Annotated in this window: 17 protein-coding genes; 12 read left to right on the top strand and 5 right to left on the bottom strand. The window is 71.6% G+C overall.

Annotation, left to right across the window (positions count from 1 at the left end):
• The first annotated feature begins 91 nt into the window (after positions 1-91).
• The 3 genes from OG254_RS12885 to OG254_RS12875 are packed head-to-tail and all read left to right on the top strand — an operon-like array spanning position 92 to position 2,154.
• Entirely contained in the window at positions 92-1,030 is a 939-nt protein-coding gene (locus OG254_RS12885) for a PAC2 family protein (RefSeq protein WP_405580869.1), read from the top strand.
• 57 nt (positions 1,031-1,087) lie between these two features.
• On the top strand, positions 1,088-1,723 hold the full coding sequence (coaE, locus tag OG254_RS12880; protein ID WP_405580866.1) for a dephospho-CoA kinase: 636 nt from the start codon (positions 1,088-1,090) through the stop codon (positions 1,721-1,723).
• A 50-nt stretch (positions 1,724-1,773) separates the two neighbouring features.
• A complete protein-coding gene (locus OG254_RS12875; RefSeq protein WP_351193409.1) occupies positions 1,774-2,154 on the top strand; it encodes a tetratricopeptide repeat protein in 381 nt (126 codons plus the stop codon).
• Between the two features lie 31 nt (positions 2,155-2,185).
• Here OG254_RS12875 and OG254_RS12870 read toward each other — a convergent pair whose 3' ends face one another.
• Positions 2,186-2,509 carry a DUF6343 family protein gene (locus OG254_RS12870; protein ID WP_405580862.1) on the bottom strand — a complete coding sequence of 108 codons (324 nt, stop codon included), beginning with the start codon at positions 2,507-2,509 and terminating at the stop codon, positions 2,186-2,188.
• A 64-nt stretch (positions 2,510-2,573) separates the two neighbouring features.
• Between OG254_RS12870 and OG254_RS12865 the strand changes: the two genes are divergently transcribed.
• Together OG254_RS12865 and OG254_RS12860 are read left to right on the top strand one after the other, a co-directional pair.
• Entirely contained in the window at positions 2,574-3,485 is a 912-nt protein-coding gene (locus tag OG254_RS12865) for an acyltransferase domain-containing protein (RefSeq protein WP_405580859.1), read from the top strand.
• 87 nt (positions 3,486-3,572) lie between these two features.
• A complete protein-coding gene (locus tag OG254_RS12860; protein WP_405580856.1) occupies positions 3,573-4,037 on the top strand; it encodes a DoxX family protein in 465 nt (154 codons plus the stop codon).
• Positions 4,038-4,150: 113 nt separating this feature from the next.
• On the opposite strand, the gene OG254_RS12855 is transcribed toward OG254_RS12860, so the two are convergent.
• Positions 4,151-4,711: an RNA-binding S4 domain-containing protein gene (locus OG254_RS12855; RefSeq protein ID WP_405580854.1), complete on the bottom strand. Its 561-nt coding sequence runs from the start codon at positions 4,709-4,711 to the stop codon at positions 4,151-4,153.
• 49 nt (positions 4,712-4,760) lie between these two features.
• Between OG254_RS12855 and OG254_RS12850 the strand changes: the two genes are divergently transcribed.
• Together OG254_RS12850 and pip are read left to right on the top strand one after the other, a co-directional pair.
• Positions 4,761-5,447: a uracil-DNA glycosylase gene (locus OG254_RS12850; protein WP_405580852.1), complete on the top strand. Its 687-nt coding sequence runs from the start codon at positions 4,761-4,763 to the stop codon at positions 5,445-5,447.
• A 38-nt stretch (positions 5,448-5,485) separates the two neighbouring features.
• The gene (gene pip / locus OG254_RS12845) at positions 5,486-6,448 is read left to right on the top strand and encodes a prolyl aminopeptidase (RefSeq protein WP_405580850.1); all 963 of its coding nucleotides are present in this window, start codon (positions 5,486-5,488) and stop codon (positions 6,446-6,448) included.
• Here the strand turns inward: pip and OG254_RS12840 are convergent.
• Positions 6,445-7,104 (bottom strand): GntR family transcriptional regulator, encoded by a 660-nt coding sequence (locus OG254_RS12840; RefSeq protein WP_405580848.1) that lies wholly within the window; start codon positions 7,102-7,104, stop codon positions 6,445-6,447. The genes pip and OG254_RS12840 overlap by 4 nt on opposite strands.
• A gap of 197 nt (positions 7,105-7,301) precedes the next feature.
• Between OG254_RS12840 and OG254_RS12835 the strand changes: the two genes are divergently transcribed.
• Positions 7,302-8,768, top strand: coding sequence for an NCS1 family nucleobase:cation symporter-1 (locus OG254_RS12835; RefSeq protein WP_405580846.1), 1,467 nt, complete (start codon positions 7,302-7,304; stop codon positions 8,766-8,768).
• 5 nt (positions 8,769-8,773) lie between these two features.
• The gene (locus OG254_RS12830; protein ID WP_405580844.1) at positions 8,774-9,493 is read left to right on the top strand and encodes an aspartate/glutamate racemase family protein; all 720 of its coding nucleotides are present in this window, start codon (positions 8,774-8,776) and stop codon (positions 9,491-9,493) included.
• Positions 9,494-9,495: 2 nt separating this feature from the next.
• Here OG254_RS12830 and OG254_RS12825 read toward each other — a convergent pair whose 3' ends face one another.
• On the bottom strand, positions 9,496-9,954 hold the full coding sequence (locus OG254_RS12825) for a GNAT family N-acetyltransferase (protein WP_405580841.1): 459 nt from the start codon (positions 9,952-9,954) through the stop codon (positions 9,496-9,498).
• The gene (locus OG254_RS12820) at positions 9,951-10,376 is read right to left on the bottom strand and encodes a RidA family protein (RefSeq protein ID WP_405580838.1); all 426 of its coding nucleotides are present in this window, start codon (positions 10,374-10,376) and stop codon (positions 9,951-9,953) included. Before OG254_RS12820 ends, OG254_RS12825 begins: the two co-directional genes overlap by 4 nt.
• A gap of 262 nt (positions 10,377-10,638) precedes the next feature.
• Here OG254_RS12820 and OG254_RS12815 point away from each other — a divergent pair, with 262 nt between their 5' ends.
• From OG254_RS12815 to OG254_RS12805, 3 genes are all read left to right on the top strand, one after another.
• Positions 10,639-10,803, top strand: a complete 165-nt coding sequence (locus OG254_RS12815) for a hypothetical protein (RefSeq protein ID WP_405580835.1) — start codon at positions 10,639-10,641, stop codon at positions 10,801-10,803.
• A gap of 52 nt (positions 10,804-10,855) precedes the next feature.
• Positions 10,856-11,635: a nucleotidyltransferase domain-containing protein gene (locus OG254_RS12810; protein ID WP_405580832.1), complete on the top strand. Its 780-nt coding sequence runs from the start codon at positions 10,856-10,858 to the stop codon at positions 11,633-11,635.
• Between the two features lie 171 nt (positions 11,636-11,806).
• Complete coding sequence (locus OG254_RS12805) at positions 11,807-13,726, top strand: FUSC family protein (protein WP_405580829.1); 1,920 nt, start codon at positions 11,807-11,809, stop codon at positions 13,724-13,726.
• Positions 13,727-13,734 lie beyond the last annotated feature (8 nt).

The raw sequence follows: 13,734 nt of genomic DNA, 5'->3' as shown, positions 1-13,734 counted from the left end.
GTGCCCTTCTCATGATCTTGGGCTTCTTCCTCGGGAATGCCGCCGCCCGTAAGGGTGTTGTCACGTATGGACACGAGGAGGAGCGGTCACAGTGCTTGATCCGCAGGGTTTGTACGCATGGGAGCCGAAGGGCCTCGCCGTGGTGGACATGGCGCTCGCCCAGGAGTCGGCCGGTCTTGTCATGCTCTACCACTTCGACGGATACATCGACGCGGGTGAGACCGGCGACCAGATCGTCGACGGGCTGCTGGATTCGCTGCCCCACCAGGTCGTCGCCCGCTTCGACCACGACCGGCTGGTGGACTACCGCGCCCGCCGACCGCTGCTGACGTTCAAGCGCGACCGCTGGGCCGAGTACGAGGACCCCGCCATCGAGGTGCGGCTCGTGCAGGACGCCACCGGCGCGCCCTTCCTGCTGCTGTCCGGGCCCGAGCCTGACGTGGAGTGGGAGCGCTTCGCCGCCGCCGTCAAGGAGATCGTCGAGCGGCTCGGGGTGCGTCTGTCGGTGAACTTCCACGGCATCCCCATGGGCGTCCCGCACACCCGCCCGGTCGGCCTCACCCCGCACGGCAACCGCACCGACCTCGTCCCGGGCCACACCAGCCCCTTCGACGAGGCGCAGGTGCCCGGCAGCGCCGAGTCCCTGGTGGAGTACCGGCTGATGGAGGCCGGACACGACGTCCTGGGTGTCGCCGCGCACGTCCCGCACTACATCGCCCGCTCCCCGTACCCGGACGCGGCCCTGACCGTCCTGGAGGCCGTCACCGCGGCGACCGGACTGGTCCTGCCCGCCATCGCGCACTCCCTGCGCACCGACGCGCACCGCACGCAGAACGAGATCGACCGCCAGATCCGCGAGGGCGACGAGGAGCTCACCAACCTCGTCGAGGGCCTGGAGCACCAGTACGACGCCGTCGCCGGCGCCGAATCCCGGGGCAACATGCTCGCCGAGCCGGTGGACATCCCCTCGGCGGACGAGATCGGCCGGGAGTTCGAGAGGTTCCTGGCCGAGCGGGAGGGCGACGGCTGAGCGGCAGGGCCGGTCCTGCCCGGTGCGCTGTCAGTGGCAGGACCTAAGCTGTCCGTCATGCTGAAGGTGGGCCTGACCGGCGGTATCGGCGCCGGTAAGAGCGAGGTGTCGCGGCTGCTCGTGGAGCACGGCGCCGTGCTGATCGACGCGGACCGGATCGCACGGGAGGTCGTCGCACCGGGCACCCCCGGTCTCGCCTCCGTCGTGGAGGCGTTCGGCGAGGATCTGCTGGCCGCGGACGGCAGCCTGGACCGGCCCAAGCTGGGTTCCATCGTGTTCGCGGACGCCGACCGGCTCGCCGTGCTGAACTCGATCGTGCACCCCCTCGTCGGCGCCCGCTCCCGCGAGCTGGAGGAGGCCGCCGCCGAGGACGCCGTCATCATCCACGACGTCCCGCTCCTCACCGAGAACGGCCTGGCGCCGCTGTACGACCTCGTGGTCGTCGTCGATGCCGCCCCCGAGACCCAGGTCGATCGCCTGGTCCGGCTGCGCGGCATGACCGAGGCGGACGCACGCGCGCGCATGGCCGCGCAGGCGACGCGTGACCAGCGGCTCGACATTGCGGACATCGTCATCGACAACGACGTACCACTGGAGGAGCTTCAGCGCCGCGTCAAGGACGTATGGGACGAGCTCGTGCGCCGGGCTCACGGGGCACATGAGGACCGGCCCGCCCGATCGCCCCAGGAATAGCCCTGCTCCGTTCGCGCGTTGAACCCTCGCAGTGAGGGAAGGACTCTGCCGTGCCCGAGACCAGCGGATCGACCGGACGTACTCCGGAGACGCATGTCATCGACTTCCGCGCCGCCGAGCAGCTGCTCGCCGCGCGGGACCCGCGGGGCGCGGTGAAGCTGCTCGACGAGGTCATCGCCGTGCACCCCGAGAACACCGCCGCCCGGCTGCTGCGCGCGCGTGCCTTCTTCGCCGCCGCGCAACTGCGGCCCGCCGAGCTGGAGTTCACGATCGTCCTGGAGCGCGAGCCGGACAACGCGTTCGCGCACTTCGCGCTCGCCCGCACCTACGAACGGCAGGGCAGGGCCGGACAGGCCCAGCGTCACTTCCGGCTGGCGGCCGCGCTCGACCCGAACCCGCAGTACCTGAAGGCGGCACGGTTCGACGGGTGAGCGGCGACTGGGGTGACGGCTCTCGGTGCGGCTAGGGGTGACGGTTCCCCGGTGGCCAATGCGGGCGGTTCTGCCGTGGTCCCGGCGGACGGTAGGGACGGTTCTCGGGCGGGCGGTACGGCGGGATGTCGCGTCCCGGCTGGTAGTGCGGTCCCTGGTGGATGTGCCGCAGCACCATGGTCATGTCGATCGTGATCACCAGCCACAGCACCCCGCAGGCCACCGCCCAGCCGGGGCGTCCCGCCAGGGCGAACGCGGTGGTACCGAAGATCGCCCAGAGCACGCCCCACACGCACAGCCAGAAACGGGCCCGCAGTGCACTGCGCGCCGTCGTAGGCTCACTGCCCGTACGCATCCGGATCACCACTCCTTCTTGAAACGTACTCCTCGTTCTCCTCGTTCTTCCCGCAGGGGGCCCAGTGCTGCCGGACACCGATGAACTGGCCGAGGTGCTGCTCGACCTCTCCGTACCCCATGAGGACATCAACGACCTCGTACGGATGGGCCGGCGCGTGACGGACGACCCGGAGCTGCGGCCGTTCCTGGAGCGGTCCGTCGACGAGCTCGTCCGGGGGATGGGCCAGGTCGGCGGCCCGGTCGATCTGCCCGACCTCGACTGGGCCGCGGGTCCCCTGCAGCGCTGCTTCCCGGTGTACGTGTTCGTCGCGGCGCTGCCGTACACCCGCGCCTACCACCGCGAGCACGGCATCCCGGCCGACGTCTCCCGGCGCACCCTCGCCGACCTCGGGCGGAACATGGCCGTGCACCGCAGGCGGTACGGCCGGGCCGGCGTGCAGGCGCCGTGGTGGCTCATCCATCACTTCCGCGGGGAGCTGTACCAGCTGGGCCGGCTGCAGTTCGAGCGGGCGCGGCTCGGCCAGCGCGCGGGGACGCGGCTCGCGGCGGCCGGGCTCGACGTCGGTCCGGACTCGCTCTGCCTCAATGTGCACATACCCGACTTCCTGGGGCCGATGTCCCCGCCCGCGGTCGACCGTTCCCTGGCGCGGGCCCGGGAGTTCTTCGCGCTGCACTTTCCGCGGGAGCGGTACCGGGTGGCCATGTGCCACTCCTGGCTGCTGGACGATCAGCTGAGGAAGTACCTTCCCGGGGACTCCAACATCGTCCGGTTCCAGGAGCGTTTCCGCCTCACCCGCGAGGACCGCGAGCCGGCCGACACCGAGCCGGTCCAATTCGTCTTCGGCGACCCGGAGTTGCCGATCGAGGGCCTGCCGCGCCGTACGGCCGTGGAGCGGGCCGTCGGGGACCATCTGCGGGCGGGCGGGCACTGGTACATCGGGCACGGCTGGCTGCCGTTCGACAGCAACGGCTGAAGTTCCGTCGTACGGCGATGAGTTCGACAGGGAGCGCCGGTCTACCTCTGTGACAGCACCACGGACCGCTGAACACAGGAGACCCCCATGTCCGAGACCACCGCCTCCGTCACCGCAGCCGCCTCCCCCACGTCCCGCACCGTCATCGCCGAGTCCGCGACCGCGCGCGGCCGCCGTGCCCGGATCGCCCTGCGCGGTCTTCAGATCCTGCTCGCCCTCTTCTACGCCGTCGCCAGTGCGCTGCCCAAGCTGATCGCGCACCCGTCGGCCGCCGAGATGTTCGACGAGCTCGGCTGGGGCAGCGCGGGGATGTACACCATCGGCGCGCTCGAACTGGCCGGTGCTGTGGCGCTGTTGATCCCGGTGCTCCAGTCGGTTGCGGCGATGGCGCTGAGCGCGCTGATGGTGGGCGCGTTCGTCGTCACGATCACCGCCTTCGACGGCGAGAACGCGGCTACGCCACTCATCCTGATCCTGCCGCTCGCCCTGATCGCCTGGGCACGGCGGAGGTCGAACGGGGATCTGCTGCGGTTGGTGCGGCGACGCGCGTGACCTGGCGGTGTGCGTGACCCGACGGTGTACGTGACCTGACGGCGTGCGTGACCGACGGTATCGGTGGCGTCCGGCCCGGGCCTTTTCGGCCCGCCGGACGCCGCCGTCGTATGTCAGCCTCCGTGGGGGTGTCCCGCGCCGCCGCCCATGAGGCCGCGCAGGCGTTCCAGTTCGCGCCGGTCCCGCTTGGTCGGGCGGCCCGTGCCACGGTCGCGGATGCCGGCCGGGGCGACGGCCTCGCGCGGCGGGGGAGGGGGCGAGTTGTCGACGTAGCACTGGGCCGCCACCGGGGGGCCGACCCGCTTGCGGATGAGCTGCTTGACGATGACGATCCGCTCCCGGTTCTCGTGCCGCAGCCGCACCTCGTCACCGACGTGCAGGGCATGGGAGGGCTTCACGTTCTGGCCGTTCACGCGGACGTGTCCGCCCTTGCAGGCGGTGGCGCCCATGGAGCGGGTCTTGACCAGACGTACGGCCCAGATCCAGCTGTCGATCCGCACGGACTCGCCGCTGTGCGCAGCGGCGGCCTCGGCCGCGGCCACGGCGGCGGCGATCTTCGGGTCGACGGCCTGCTCGGTGTTCGGCCCCTGTGCCTCTTCCGGCCGCTGTGCCTCGTCCGGTCGCCGTGTCTCGTCCGCGCTGCCGCGCGTCGCCTCGTCATCCTCGGAAGCCATGCCTCGACCTTAGTCCCCGCACGGATCCGGCACGGCCTACCGTGGAGCTGTGGACGCCCTCACCGATCTCGACCTGCGGGTTTCGGACTGCCGGGCCTGCCCGCGGCTGGTCGACTGGCGGGAGGAGGTGGCCCGCACCAAGCGCGCCGCCTTCGCCGGCCAGACGTACTGGGCCCGCCCTGTGCCCGGCTTCGGCCCGCCGGACGCCCCGCTGCTGATCGTCGGGCTCGCCCCGGCCGCCCACGGCGGCAACCGCACCGGCCGGATGTTCACCGGCGACCGCTCCGGTGACGTGTTGTATCAGGCCCTGTACGACGTGGGCCTCGCCTCGCAGCCCACCTCGGTGGCCGTCGGGGACGGCCTGGAGCTGTACGGCGTCCGCGTCACAGCCCCCGTGCACTGCGCCCCGCCCGCGAACAAGCCCACCCCCGGGGAGCGGGAGACCTGCCGTCCCTGGCTCGTGCAGGAGCTGCGGCTGCTGCGGCCGACGCTGCGGGCGGTCGTCGTACTGGGCGCCTTCGGCTGGCAGGCGACCTTGCCCGCGCTGGTGGAGGCGGGGTGGAGCGTGCCCCGGCCGCGGCCGGCGTTCGCGCACGGGGCGAGGGTCGCCCTTGACGGTCTGGCCCTCTTCGGGTGCTTCCACGTCAGCCAGCGCAACACCTTCACCGGGAAGCTCACGCCCGCGATGCTGCGGGAGGTGCTGGGCACGGCGGCGCAGGCGGCGGGGCTGAAATGAGGGGGCGGCAGCGGTCGTAGGGTCGTTAGGGTGCCCGTATGGGCCGCCTCTACCCGGAGATCGAACCGTACGACCACGGCATGCTCGATGTCGGCGACGGCAACCGCGTCCACTGGGAGACCTGCGGAAACCCGCACGGCAAGCCCGCGCTCGTGCTGCACGGCGGGCCGGGGTCCGGCTGCACCCCGTACTTCCGGCGGCTGTTCGATCCGGCCGCGTACCGGATCGTGCTGCTGGACCAGCGTGGATGCGGGCGCTCGACGCCGCACGCGAGCGCCTACGAGACGGACATGAGCGTCAACACGACGGATCGTCTCATCGCCGATCTGGAACTGCTGCGGCGGCATCTGGGGATCGGGCGGTGGCTCGTGTGGGGTGTGTCATGGGGGTCGGCGCTGGGGCTGCGGTATGCGCAGACGCACCCGGCGGTCGTGTCCGAGCTGGTGCTGACCGGGGTCACGACCGGGTCGGATCCCGAAGTCGCCCTGCTGACAAGGGGGTTGGGGCGGCTCTTCCCGGAGGCGTTCGAGCGGTTCGTGGGCGGGGTGCCGGCCGGGGAGCGGGGCGGTGATCTCGCCGCCGCGTACAACCGGCTCATCGAGTCGCCCGACCCTGCCGTGCGGGCGCGGGCGGCGCGGGCCTGGACGGACTGGGAGACGGCGATCATCCCGGCGCCGGCGCGCTCGGTGGAGCGGTTCGAGGACCCGGCGTTCCGCCTGGGCTTCGCCCGGACCGTGACGCATTACTGGGGCAACGGCCATTTCCTGGACGCCGGTGGTGAGGGGGTCGTGCTGCGGGACGCGCATCTGCTGAAGGGCATCCCGGGCACGCTGGTGCAGGGCAGCCTCGACCTCGGGAACCTGCTGGGCATCGTGTGGCGGCTCCATCACGCCTGGCCCGGCAGCGAGTTGGTGATGATCGACGAGGTCGGACACGACGCCGGAGCGCCGGGAGTCGCCGAGGCGCTGGTGGCGGCGACGGACAAGTACGCGGGGCCCTAGCCGGACCCCTCGTCCTCGCCGAAGAGGTGGCGGACCGTCGAGCGGTAGTTGGCCTGCACGTGGCTGAGGGTGTGGGCGCGGGCGCGGGCGGGATCGCCGGAGGCGATGGCCTCGTACAACTCCTGGTGTTCGGTGAGGAGTTGGGGCCATTCCTCGTTCTGCCGGGTGAGCCAGCGCAGGCGGCCGTCGACCGGCTCCATGACCGAGGTCAGCAGGCTGTTGCCCGCCATGGCCAGGATCCTGTTGTGGAACCGGGTGTTGACGTCGGTGATCCGCTCGGCGTCCCCGGTCTCGGTGGCGCTCGCCGCCGTGCGCAGCAGCTCCCGCAGCTCCGCCAGGTCCTCCTGCGTCGCGCGTGACGCCGCGAGCCCGGCCGCGTACACCTCCAACGCCTCGCGCAGTTCGAAGAGTTCCTTGACGTCGGCGGGGGTCAGCCGCCGTACGACCGTGCGGCGGGGCGTCTCGAAGTGGACGAACCCCTCGGCGACCAGCGCCCGGATCGCCTCGCGGACCGGCACCCGGGAGACCCCGAAGCGGTCGGCGAGTTCGCGCTCGACCAGGCGATCGCCCGGACGCAGGCGGCCCGCGATGATGTCCTGCCGCAGCGTGGCCAGGACGCGCTCGCGGATCGCTCCGAGCGGTTCGATCTTCGTCATGGGGCCATCTTCGCCGACGCCGGGCGCGATTTACGAAGCGTTAACAGCAGCGATATCCGTCAGAACGGTTGACGGGAGGACTATGAGCGCAGTTTGGTATACCAAAAGCGCGACAGGCCGAAGGATCGCTCGACCTGTCGAAGCAGCCAAGCGACCGGAAAGCAGCCCTCCTCCGTCCCCTCGCTCCTGGAGGCCCCGTGTCCCTCGCCGACCGTGCCGAAGCCACCGGCACAGCAGCGTTCGTCCCCGATCCCCGGCTCACCAACGAAGACCTCGCGCCCGCGGACAAGCGCAACTGGAAGGTCTTCGACCTCTTCGCCCTGTGGATGTCCGACGTCCACAACCTCGGCAACTACACGTTCGCGGCCGGTCTGCTGGTCCTCGGCATGAACGTGTGGCAGGTCTTCACGTCCCTGCTCGTCGGCTTCGTGCTCATCTACATCGGCATGAACTGGATGGGCCGGATCGACCAGCGCCACGGCGTCCCGTTCCCGGTGGTCAGCCGCATCAGCTTCGGCGTCTGGGGGGCCAACATCCCGGCGCTGATCAGGGCCGTCATCGCCATCATGTGGTACGGCATCCAGACCTATCTGGCCTCCGTCGCCGTGAACGTGATGCTGCTGGCCGCCTGGCCCGGCCTGGAGTCCTGGACGCACAGCTCCTTCCTCGGCCTGCACGCGCTCGGCTGGGTGTCGTTCCTCTCCCTGTGGCTGATCCAGGCGCTGATCATCAGCCAGGGCATGGAGTCGGTGCGCAAGTTCCAGGACTTCTGCGGCCCGGCGATCTGGGTCGTGATGATCGCGCTGGCGGTCTGGGTCCTCGCCAAGGCCGGCTGGACGATCTCGCTCACGTCCACCCCGCATCCGGTGTCCGTCGGTGAGCAGTGGCGGCAGTGGTTCGGCGCGATCGGCCTGATCCTCGCCACGTACGGCACGCTGATGCTCAACTTCTGCGACTTCTCCCGCTTCGCGCCCGACTACCGCACGGTCCGCAAGGGCAACTTCTGGGGCCTGCCCATCAACTCCACCGCGTTTGTGGTCGTCTCGGTGATCGTCACGGCCGGTTCGCTGGAGGTGTTCGGCGAGGCCATCACGGATCCCGCCGAGCTGGTGGCGAAGGTCGGCAACACCTGGGTGCTGGTTCTGGCCGCGCTGACGTTCGCCATCGCCACCATGGGCGTCAACATCGTCGCGAACTTCGTCTCACCGGCGTACGACCTGGCCAATGTCTGGCCGCAGAAGATCACCTTCAAGGTCGGCGGCATGATCAGCACAGTGGCGGCCCTGGTGGTGACGCCGTGGAACCTCTTCTCGAACCCGACGGTCGTCAACTACTTCCTCGGCGGCCTCGGCGCCTTCCTGGGCCCGCTGTTCGGCGTGATCATGGTCGACTACTACCTGGTGAAGCACGGCAGGGTGGACGTGGACGAGCTCTTCTCCGCCGAGCCGGGTTCGCGCTACTACTACCGCAAGGGCGTCAACCCGAAGGCGCTGTGGGCGTTCCTGCCGGCGGCGGGTGTCGCGGCGGTGCTGGCGCTGGTGACGACGTTCAGCGATGTGGCGCCGTACTCGTGGTTCATCGGTACGGCGATGGGGGCGGGGCTGTATCTGGTGCTGTGCCGCGGTGAGCGCGAAGCCGCCGGGTCCGTGGCGCGGGAGGTCTGACGGACGTGCGGATCGTCGTCACCAACTGCAACACCACGCAGGAGATGACCGAGGAGATCGTACGAGGTGCCCGGGCCGCGGCAGGCCCGGGCACCACCGTGCTCGGACTGACGCCGCGGTGGGGGCCCGAGTCGGCGGAGGGCTGGCTGGACAGCTATTTGTCGGCGGCAGCCGTGATGGACGTCCTGCGGACGTACGACGGCCCCGCGTACGACGCGGTCGTCATGGCCGGCTTCGGGGAGCACGGGCGAGAGGGCGTCCGGGAGCTGGTGGACGTACCGGTCGTCGACATCACGGAGGCGGCGGCCCATCTCGCCTGCCTGCTCGGGCGGCGCTACGGGGTGGTGACCACGCTGGAGCGCTCCCGCGGGCAGATCGAGGACAGCCTGGAGACGGCCGGGGTGGGGCGCAACTGCGTCGCTGTGGTCGGTACGGGGCTCGGCGTCCTGGAACTGGAGGACGCCGTGCGCATGGAGGCCGCGTTCCTGGCCGCCGCCGAGCGGGTACGGGACGCGGGCGCCGAGGTCCTGGTGCTGGGGTGCGCCGGCATGACCGGGTTGCAGCGGGCCGTGGGAGAGAAGCTGGGGGTGCCGGTGGTGGACGGAGTGGGCGCGGCCGTGAAACTCGCCGAGTCGCTGGTGGGACTGGGGCTGCGGACGAGCCGGGTCGGGGGCTATGCGGCGCCGTTGCCGAAGCGGCGTGCGTGGGGGCGGGCGCGGGAGTGACCTCAGTGTCCGCCGGGGAGCCAGACGTACCGCACGTCCGGCTCCCGCTCCTCGTTGCCGCTGCCGTCCGTGTACTCGACGGCGACGAAGCCGTGTCGCTCGTAGAAGCGGTGGGCGGGGTTGTTGACCTGGAAGGTCCACAGGCTCAGCCCCTGCGGACGGCACCGCTTGGCGAGCTCGACGAACCGGTCGCCGATGCCGCGGCCACGCCAGTCGGGGTCGAGGTAGAGCTGGGAGAGCACGTCGCCGTCGAGGACCATGAGGCCGACGACCCGGTCGGCGACCTCGGCCACCCAGGTCTCCCGCAGCAGCACCACGACCTCGCGGAAGTACGTTCGTACGTCGTCGTCGGAGCGGGGCCGCACGACGGTCGGCAGGGCGGCGGCGAAGGAGCGCAGCCATACGTCGGCGGCGGCACCGGCGTCGGTGGGGAGGGCGCCGCGGAGGGCCACGGCGGTCATGGCTGCGTCCCCTCGGCGGGTTGGTCGGGAACGACGGCAGTGGCGGTGATCTCCACCAACTGCCCCGTGTATCCGAGGCAGGCCACCCCGAGAAGCGTCGACGAGTGAGGCCCGACGCTCAGCCCGGATGCCTCGACGACCTCCCAGACGGCGGACAGCACGGCGGTGTCACCGCTCACGACGTAGACGTCGGTCGACAGCACATGCGCCAAGTCACTGCCGATGGCGCCCAGTTGCACCTCAAGGTTGGCGATCACCTGCCGGGCCTGCCGCACGGGGTCCCCCGGGCCGACGATGTTCCCGTCCCCGTCAAGCGGCACGGAACCGGCGAGGAAGGCGATCCTGGTGCCGGCCTCTACGACGGAGGCGTGGGAGTAGGTGGGGGGAGGGAAGAGGGCGGGGGAGGTGACGCGTCGGATCACGAGGGCTCCTGATCGGAAGTGCCGGGTGTGGGCCGGTGACGGCGAGGCGTGGCCGGCCGTACGACGTACAACTCGCCGATCATCCGCGCCCGTCCTCCCGCGCGCATCCGAATTTCGACCTCTGCTCAGTTGTCCGCAGCAGATGATCCATAGACCTGGAGCAGGCCGACATCGCCCATCCCTATACTTCCGGCATGGCCCAGGACTTCAACGTGTCCGGCTCGTCCGACCAGATGACGGCCCGCTCGTGAAGGACCGTCACATGCTGCTGAAAAAGCTGGCCCTGTGGACCGGGCTCGGCCTCTGCATTGCCTTCATCGCCTGGGTGGCCTGGGGGTTCGTCCAGTTCGACGACGACATCGACCATCCCCGCGAAGGCGGCTTCTCCGGCTGGCAGTGCGACGCCGGCCGGGACTGCGGCTCCTGACGACGCGTTCCTCCAGGTGGAGCCAACACAGCCCGATACCTACGCTGCACACATGCCCTCCCACGACGACGCCGCCTTCCTCGACATCACCGCCGACCGCCTCGCCTCCCTCCCCACCGTCCGCGCCGTCGCCCTCGGCGGCTCCCGCGCTCAGGGCACCCACCGCCCCGACAGCGACTGGGACCTCGCGGTCTACTACCGCGGCCCCTTCGACCCCGCCGACCTCCGCGCCCTCGGCTGGGAAGGCGAGGTCTCCGAAGTCGGCGGCTGGGGTGGCGGTGTCTTCAACGGCGGTGCGTGGCTGACGATCGAGGGGCGGCGGGTGGACGTTCACTATCGCGATCTCGATGTGGTGGAGCGGGAGTTGGCGCAGGCGCGGGAGGGGCGGTTCCGGGTGGAGCCGTTGCTGTTCCATCTCGCGGGGATTCCCAGCTACCTGGTCGTGGCGGAGCTGGCGATCAATCGGGTGCTGCGGGGTGCGCTGCCGCGGCCGTCCGCCTATCCGGAGAAGCTGCGCCTCGCGGCGTGCGAGCGCTGGTACGGCACTGCCCGGGCCACCCTCGCGTACGCCAAGGCCAACCACGCCCCGGCAGGCCGCCTCACCGAGACCGCGGGCGCGCTCGCCACGGCCTCCGTGCAGACGGGGCACGCGGTGCTGGCGGGGCGGGGGGAGTGGGTGACGAACGAGAAGCGGCTGCTGGAGCGGGCCGGGCTCCGCGGAGTGGACGCGATCCTCGGGATGGTGGAGCCGCAGCCGACGGCCTTGCTGCGAGCGATCACCGACGCGGAGACGTTGTTCGCCAAGCGCTGCGCCTCCGAATTGCGTTCATAAAGAACGTGCCGTTTCCAAGCATCGTCACATCCCCGAAACCCGAACGTCCGCTCCCCACCAAGACCCAGCTCTACCGTGGACACCACAGGCCGCGCCCGTCACGGCCCCCCACCGCCCGGCCACCGTCGCCCGAAGGCACCCGCACACCGCCCTCGTCCCGACAGGAGCCCTGTGTCCCGCCCCGTACGTCCGGCCCTTGCCCTTCCGCCCTGGCTTGATCACGCCCTGCGCGCGCAACGGGGACCGGTTCCCTGGAGTGCGGTCACGCGAGGGGCGTTGGCCGCGGGGCCGTTGCTCCTTGCCGCCGTTCTCGTCGGTCGTACCTCCCTCGGTGTCGTCGCCGCCATCGCCGCCATGCTCGCCGGGATCAACGACCGCCCCGGTAGCCGTCGGGGCTCCGTCAGGCGGCTCGGGGTGCCCGCCGCGGTGGGGGCGGCCGGGCTGTTCGTCGGGACGTATGCGGGGGATCACCTCGGGGCCGTGCCGCTCACGCTTGTGCTCACCGGGCTCGGGCTCGTCGCCGGAGGCATCAGTGCCGTCGGGCCCGTCGCCTCCGGTGCCGGTACGCAGCTGCTCGTCGCCGCTGCCATCGGGGCCGGGATGCCGTTGCCCGAGAGTGGGTGGGTGCGGGCCGTCGCCTATCTCGGCGGTGCCGCCTGGTTGCTCTCGCTCCGGCTGGCGCTTCCCACGCCCGGGTCCCTCGTCGGTGACTTCCGGTTCGACGGGGAGCGGGACGCGGTGGCGGCGGTGTACGACGCTGTCGCCGGGCTGCTCGACGCGGTGGGGACCGACCGTGCCACCGCCCGTCGCGTCGCCCTGACCGCCGCCCTCGATCACGCCCAGGACGCCCTCACCGGACCCCGGCTGCGGCGGTACGCCTCCTCGTCCACCGAGCGGCGGCTGCACGCGCAGTACGCCGCGGCCCTGCCGCTCGCCGAGGCCGCCACCGCGCTCGCCTGGGCCGGGGAGGCGGCGCCTGCCCGTTCCGCCGAGGGGCCTCGACGCCTCGCCGCCGCCGTACGCGGCAACACCCACACCGGGCCCCTCCCCGCGCCCTCCCGGTCGGCGCCCGCCCTGCGCGCCCTCGACGACGCCCTGCTGCACGCCGCGGAGGCCTTCGACCGGGGGAGGGAGAACAGTGACCTGCACACCCGGCGTCGTACGGCCAGGGACCTCGTCCGGGCCCTGTTCGGGGCCGGCGGGCGGGAGTACGGGCTCCGTGTCGCCCTCTGTTTCGGGGCCAGCGCCGGCATCGCCCAGGCCCTGCACCACGCCCAGTGGTACGGGCAGCACGAGCACTGGTACTGGCTCCCGGCCACCGCCGTCTTCCTCGTCAAGCCCGACCTCGGGCCGCTCGTGTCCCGGGTGCTGTGCCGGGCTGCCGGCACCGTGCTGGGGGCTCTTGTCTTCGCCGGGTTCGCCGCCGTGCTGCCCCGGCCGGAGGGGCTCATCGCGCTCGTCGCTGTCAGCGGCGCCCTCATTCCCGTGGCCACCCGGCACTTCGCCGCCCAGACCGCCGTCGTGACCGTGCTCGTGCTCGCCCTGGTGATGGTGGGCGGCGAGCCGCAGGCCTCCGTGAGCCGGATCGGGGAGACCCTGCTGGCCTGCGCGATCGTGCTCGTCGTCGGGCATCTGCCGATGCCGGGACAGCGGGGCGGGGGCGTGAGGGCGCGGCTCGGCGCGGCGGGGCGTGCCGCGTACGCCTACCTCGACCATGTTCTGCGCGAGGCCGACGGCCGCGCCGACGCCGACGCCGGTGCCGAGGGCCCCGCCCGCTCCGTCCGCTGGACCCTGCGCCGCGAGGCCTACCGTGCGCTCGCCGAAGCCCGTACCGCCATCGCCCTCGCCTCGGCCGAACTCCCCGCGCTCGCCCGGCACGCGGAGGGCGCGGACGAGGTCGTGGCCACCCTCGAACGGCTCGTCGACGCGACGACCGCGTGCGCCGTCCATCTCGACGACTCCGGCCGGCTCACCCTCACGCACGCCGCCCAGCTCACCGAGCTGCTGGACGAACTCGCGCAGGAGCGCGACCGGGTCGGGCTACGGATCCCCGAGGCCCCCAAGGTGCCCCGACTTCCCCTCGCCGGCTGACTCAGCCC

The sequence above is a fragment of the Streptomyces sp. NBC_01092 genome (assembly GCF_045039535.1).
Taxonomy (GTDB): domain Bacteria; phylum Actinomycetota; class Actinomycetes; order Streptomycetales; family Streptomycetaceae; genus Streptomyces.
The sequence above is the reverse complement of the archived record's forward strand: the minus strand, read 5'-3'. Positions and strand labels throughout refer to the sequence as shown.

Bases quoted from the DNA above. Each gene is read 5' to 3' on its own strand.
- coaE (WP_405580866.1), top strand. From the start codon at position 1,088: ATGCTGAAGGTGGGCCTGACCGGCGGTATCGGCGCCGGTAAGAGCGAG.
- OG254_RS12870 (WP_405580862.1), bottom strand. From the start codon at position 2,509: ATGCGTACGGGCAGTGAGCCTACGACGGCGCGCAGTGCACTGCGGGCC.
- OG254_RS12860 (WP_405580856.1), top strand. From the start codon at position 3,573: ATGTCCGAGACCACCGCCTCCGTCACCGCAGCCGCCTCCCCCACGTCC.
- OG254_RS12855 (WP_405580854.1), bottom strand. From the start codon at position 4,711: ATGGCTTCCGAGGATGACGAGGCGACGCGCGGCAGCGCGGACGAGACA.
- pip (WP_405580850.1), top strand. From the start codon at position 5,486: ATGGGCCGCCTCTACCCGGAGATCGAACCGTACGACCACGGCATGCTC.
- OG254_RS12840 (WP_405580848.1), bottom strand. From the start codon at position 7,104: ATGACGAAGATCGAACCGCTCGGAGCGATCCGCGAGCGCGTCCTGGCC.
- OG254_RS12825 (WP_405580841.1), bottom strand. From the start codon at position 9,954: ATGACCGCCGTGGCCCTCCGCGGCGCCCTCCCCACCGACGCCGGTGCC.
- OG254_RS12815 (WP_405580835.1), top strand. From the start codon at position 10,639: ATGCTGCTGAAAAAGCTGGCCCTGTGGACCGGGCTCGGCCTCTGCATT.
- OG254_RS12810 (WP_405580832.1), top strand. From the start codon at position 10,856: ATGCCCTCCCACGACGACGCCGCCTTCCTCGACATCACCGCCGACCGC.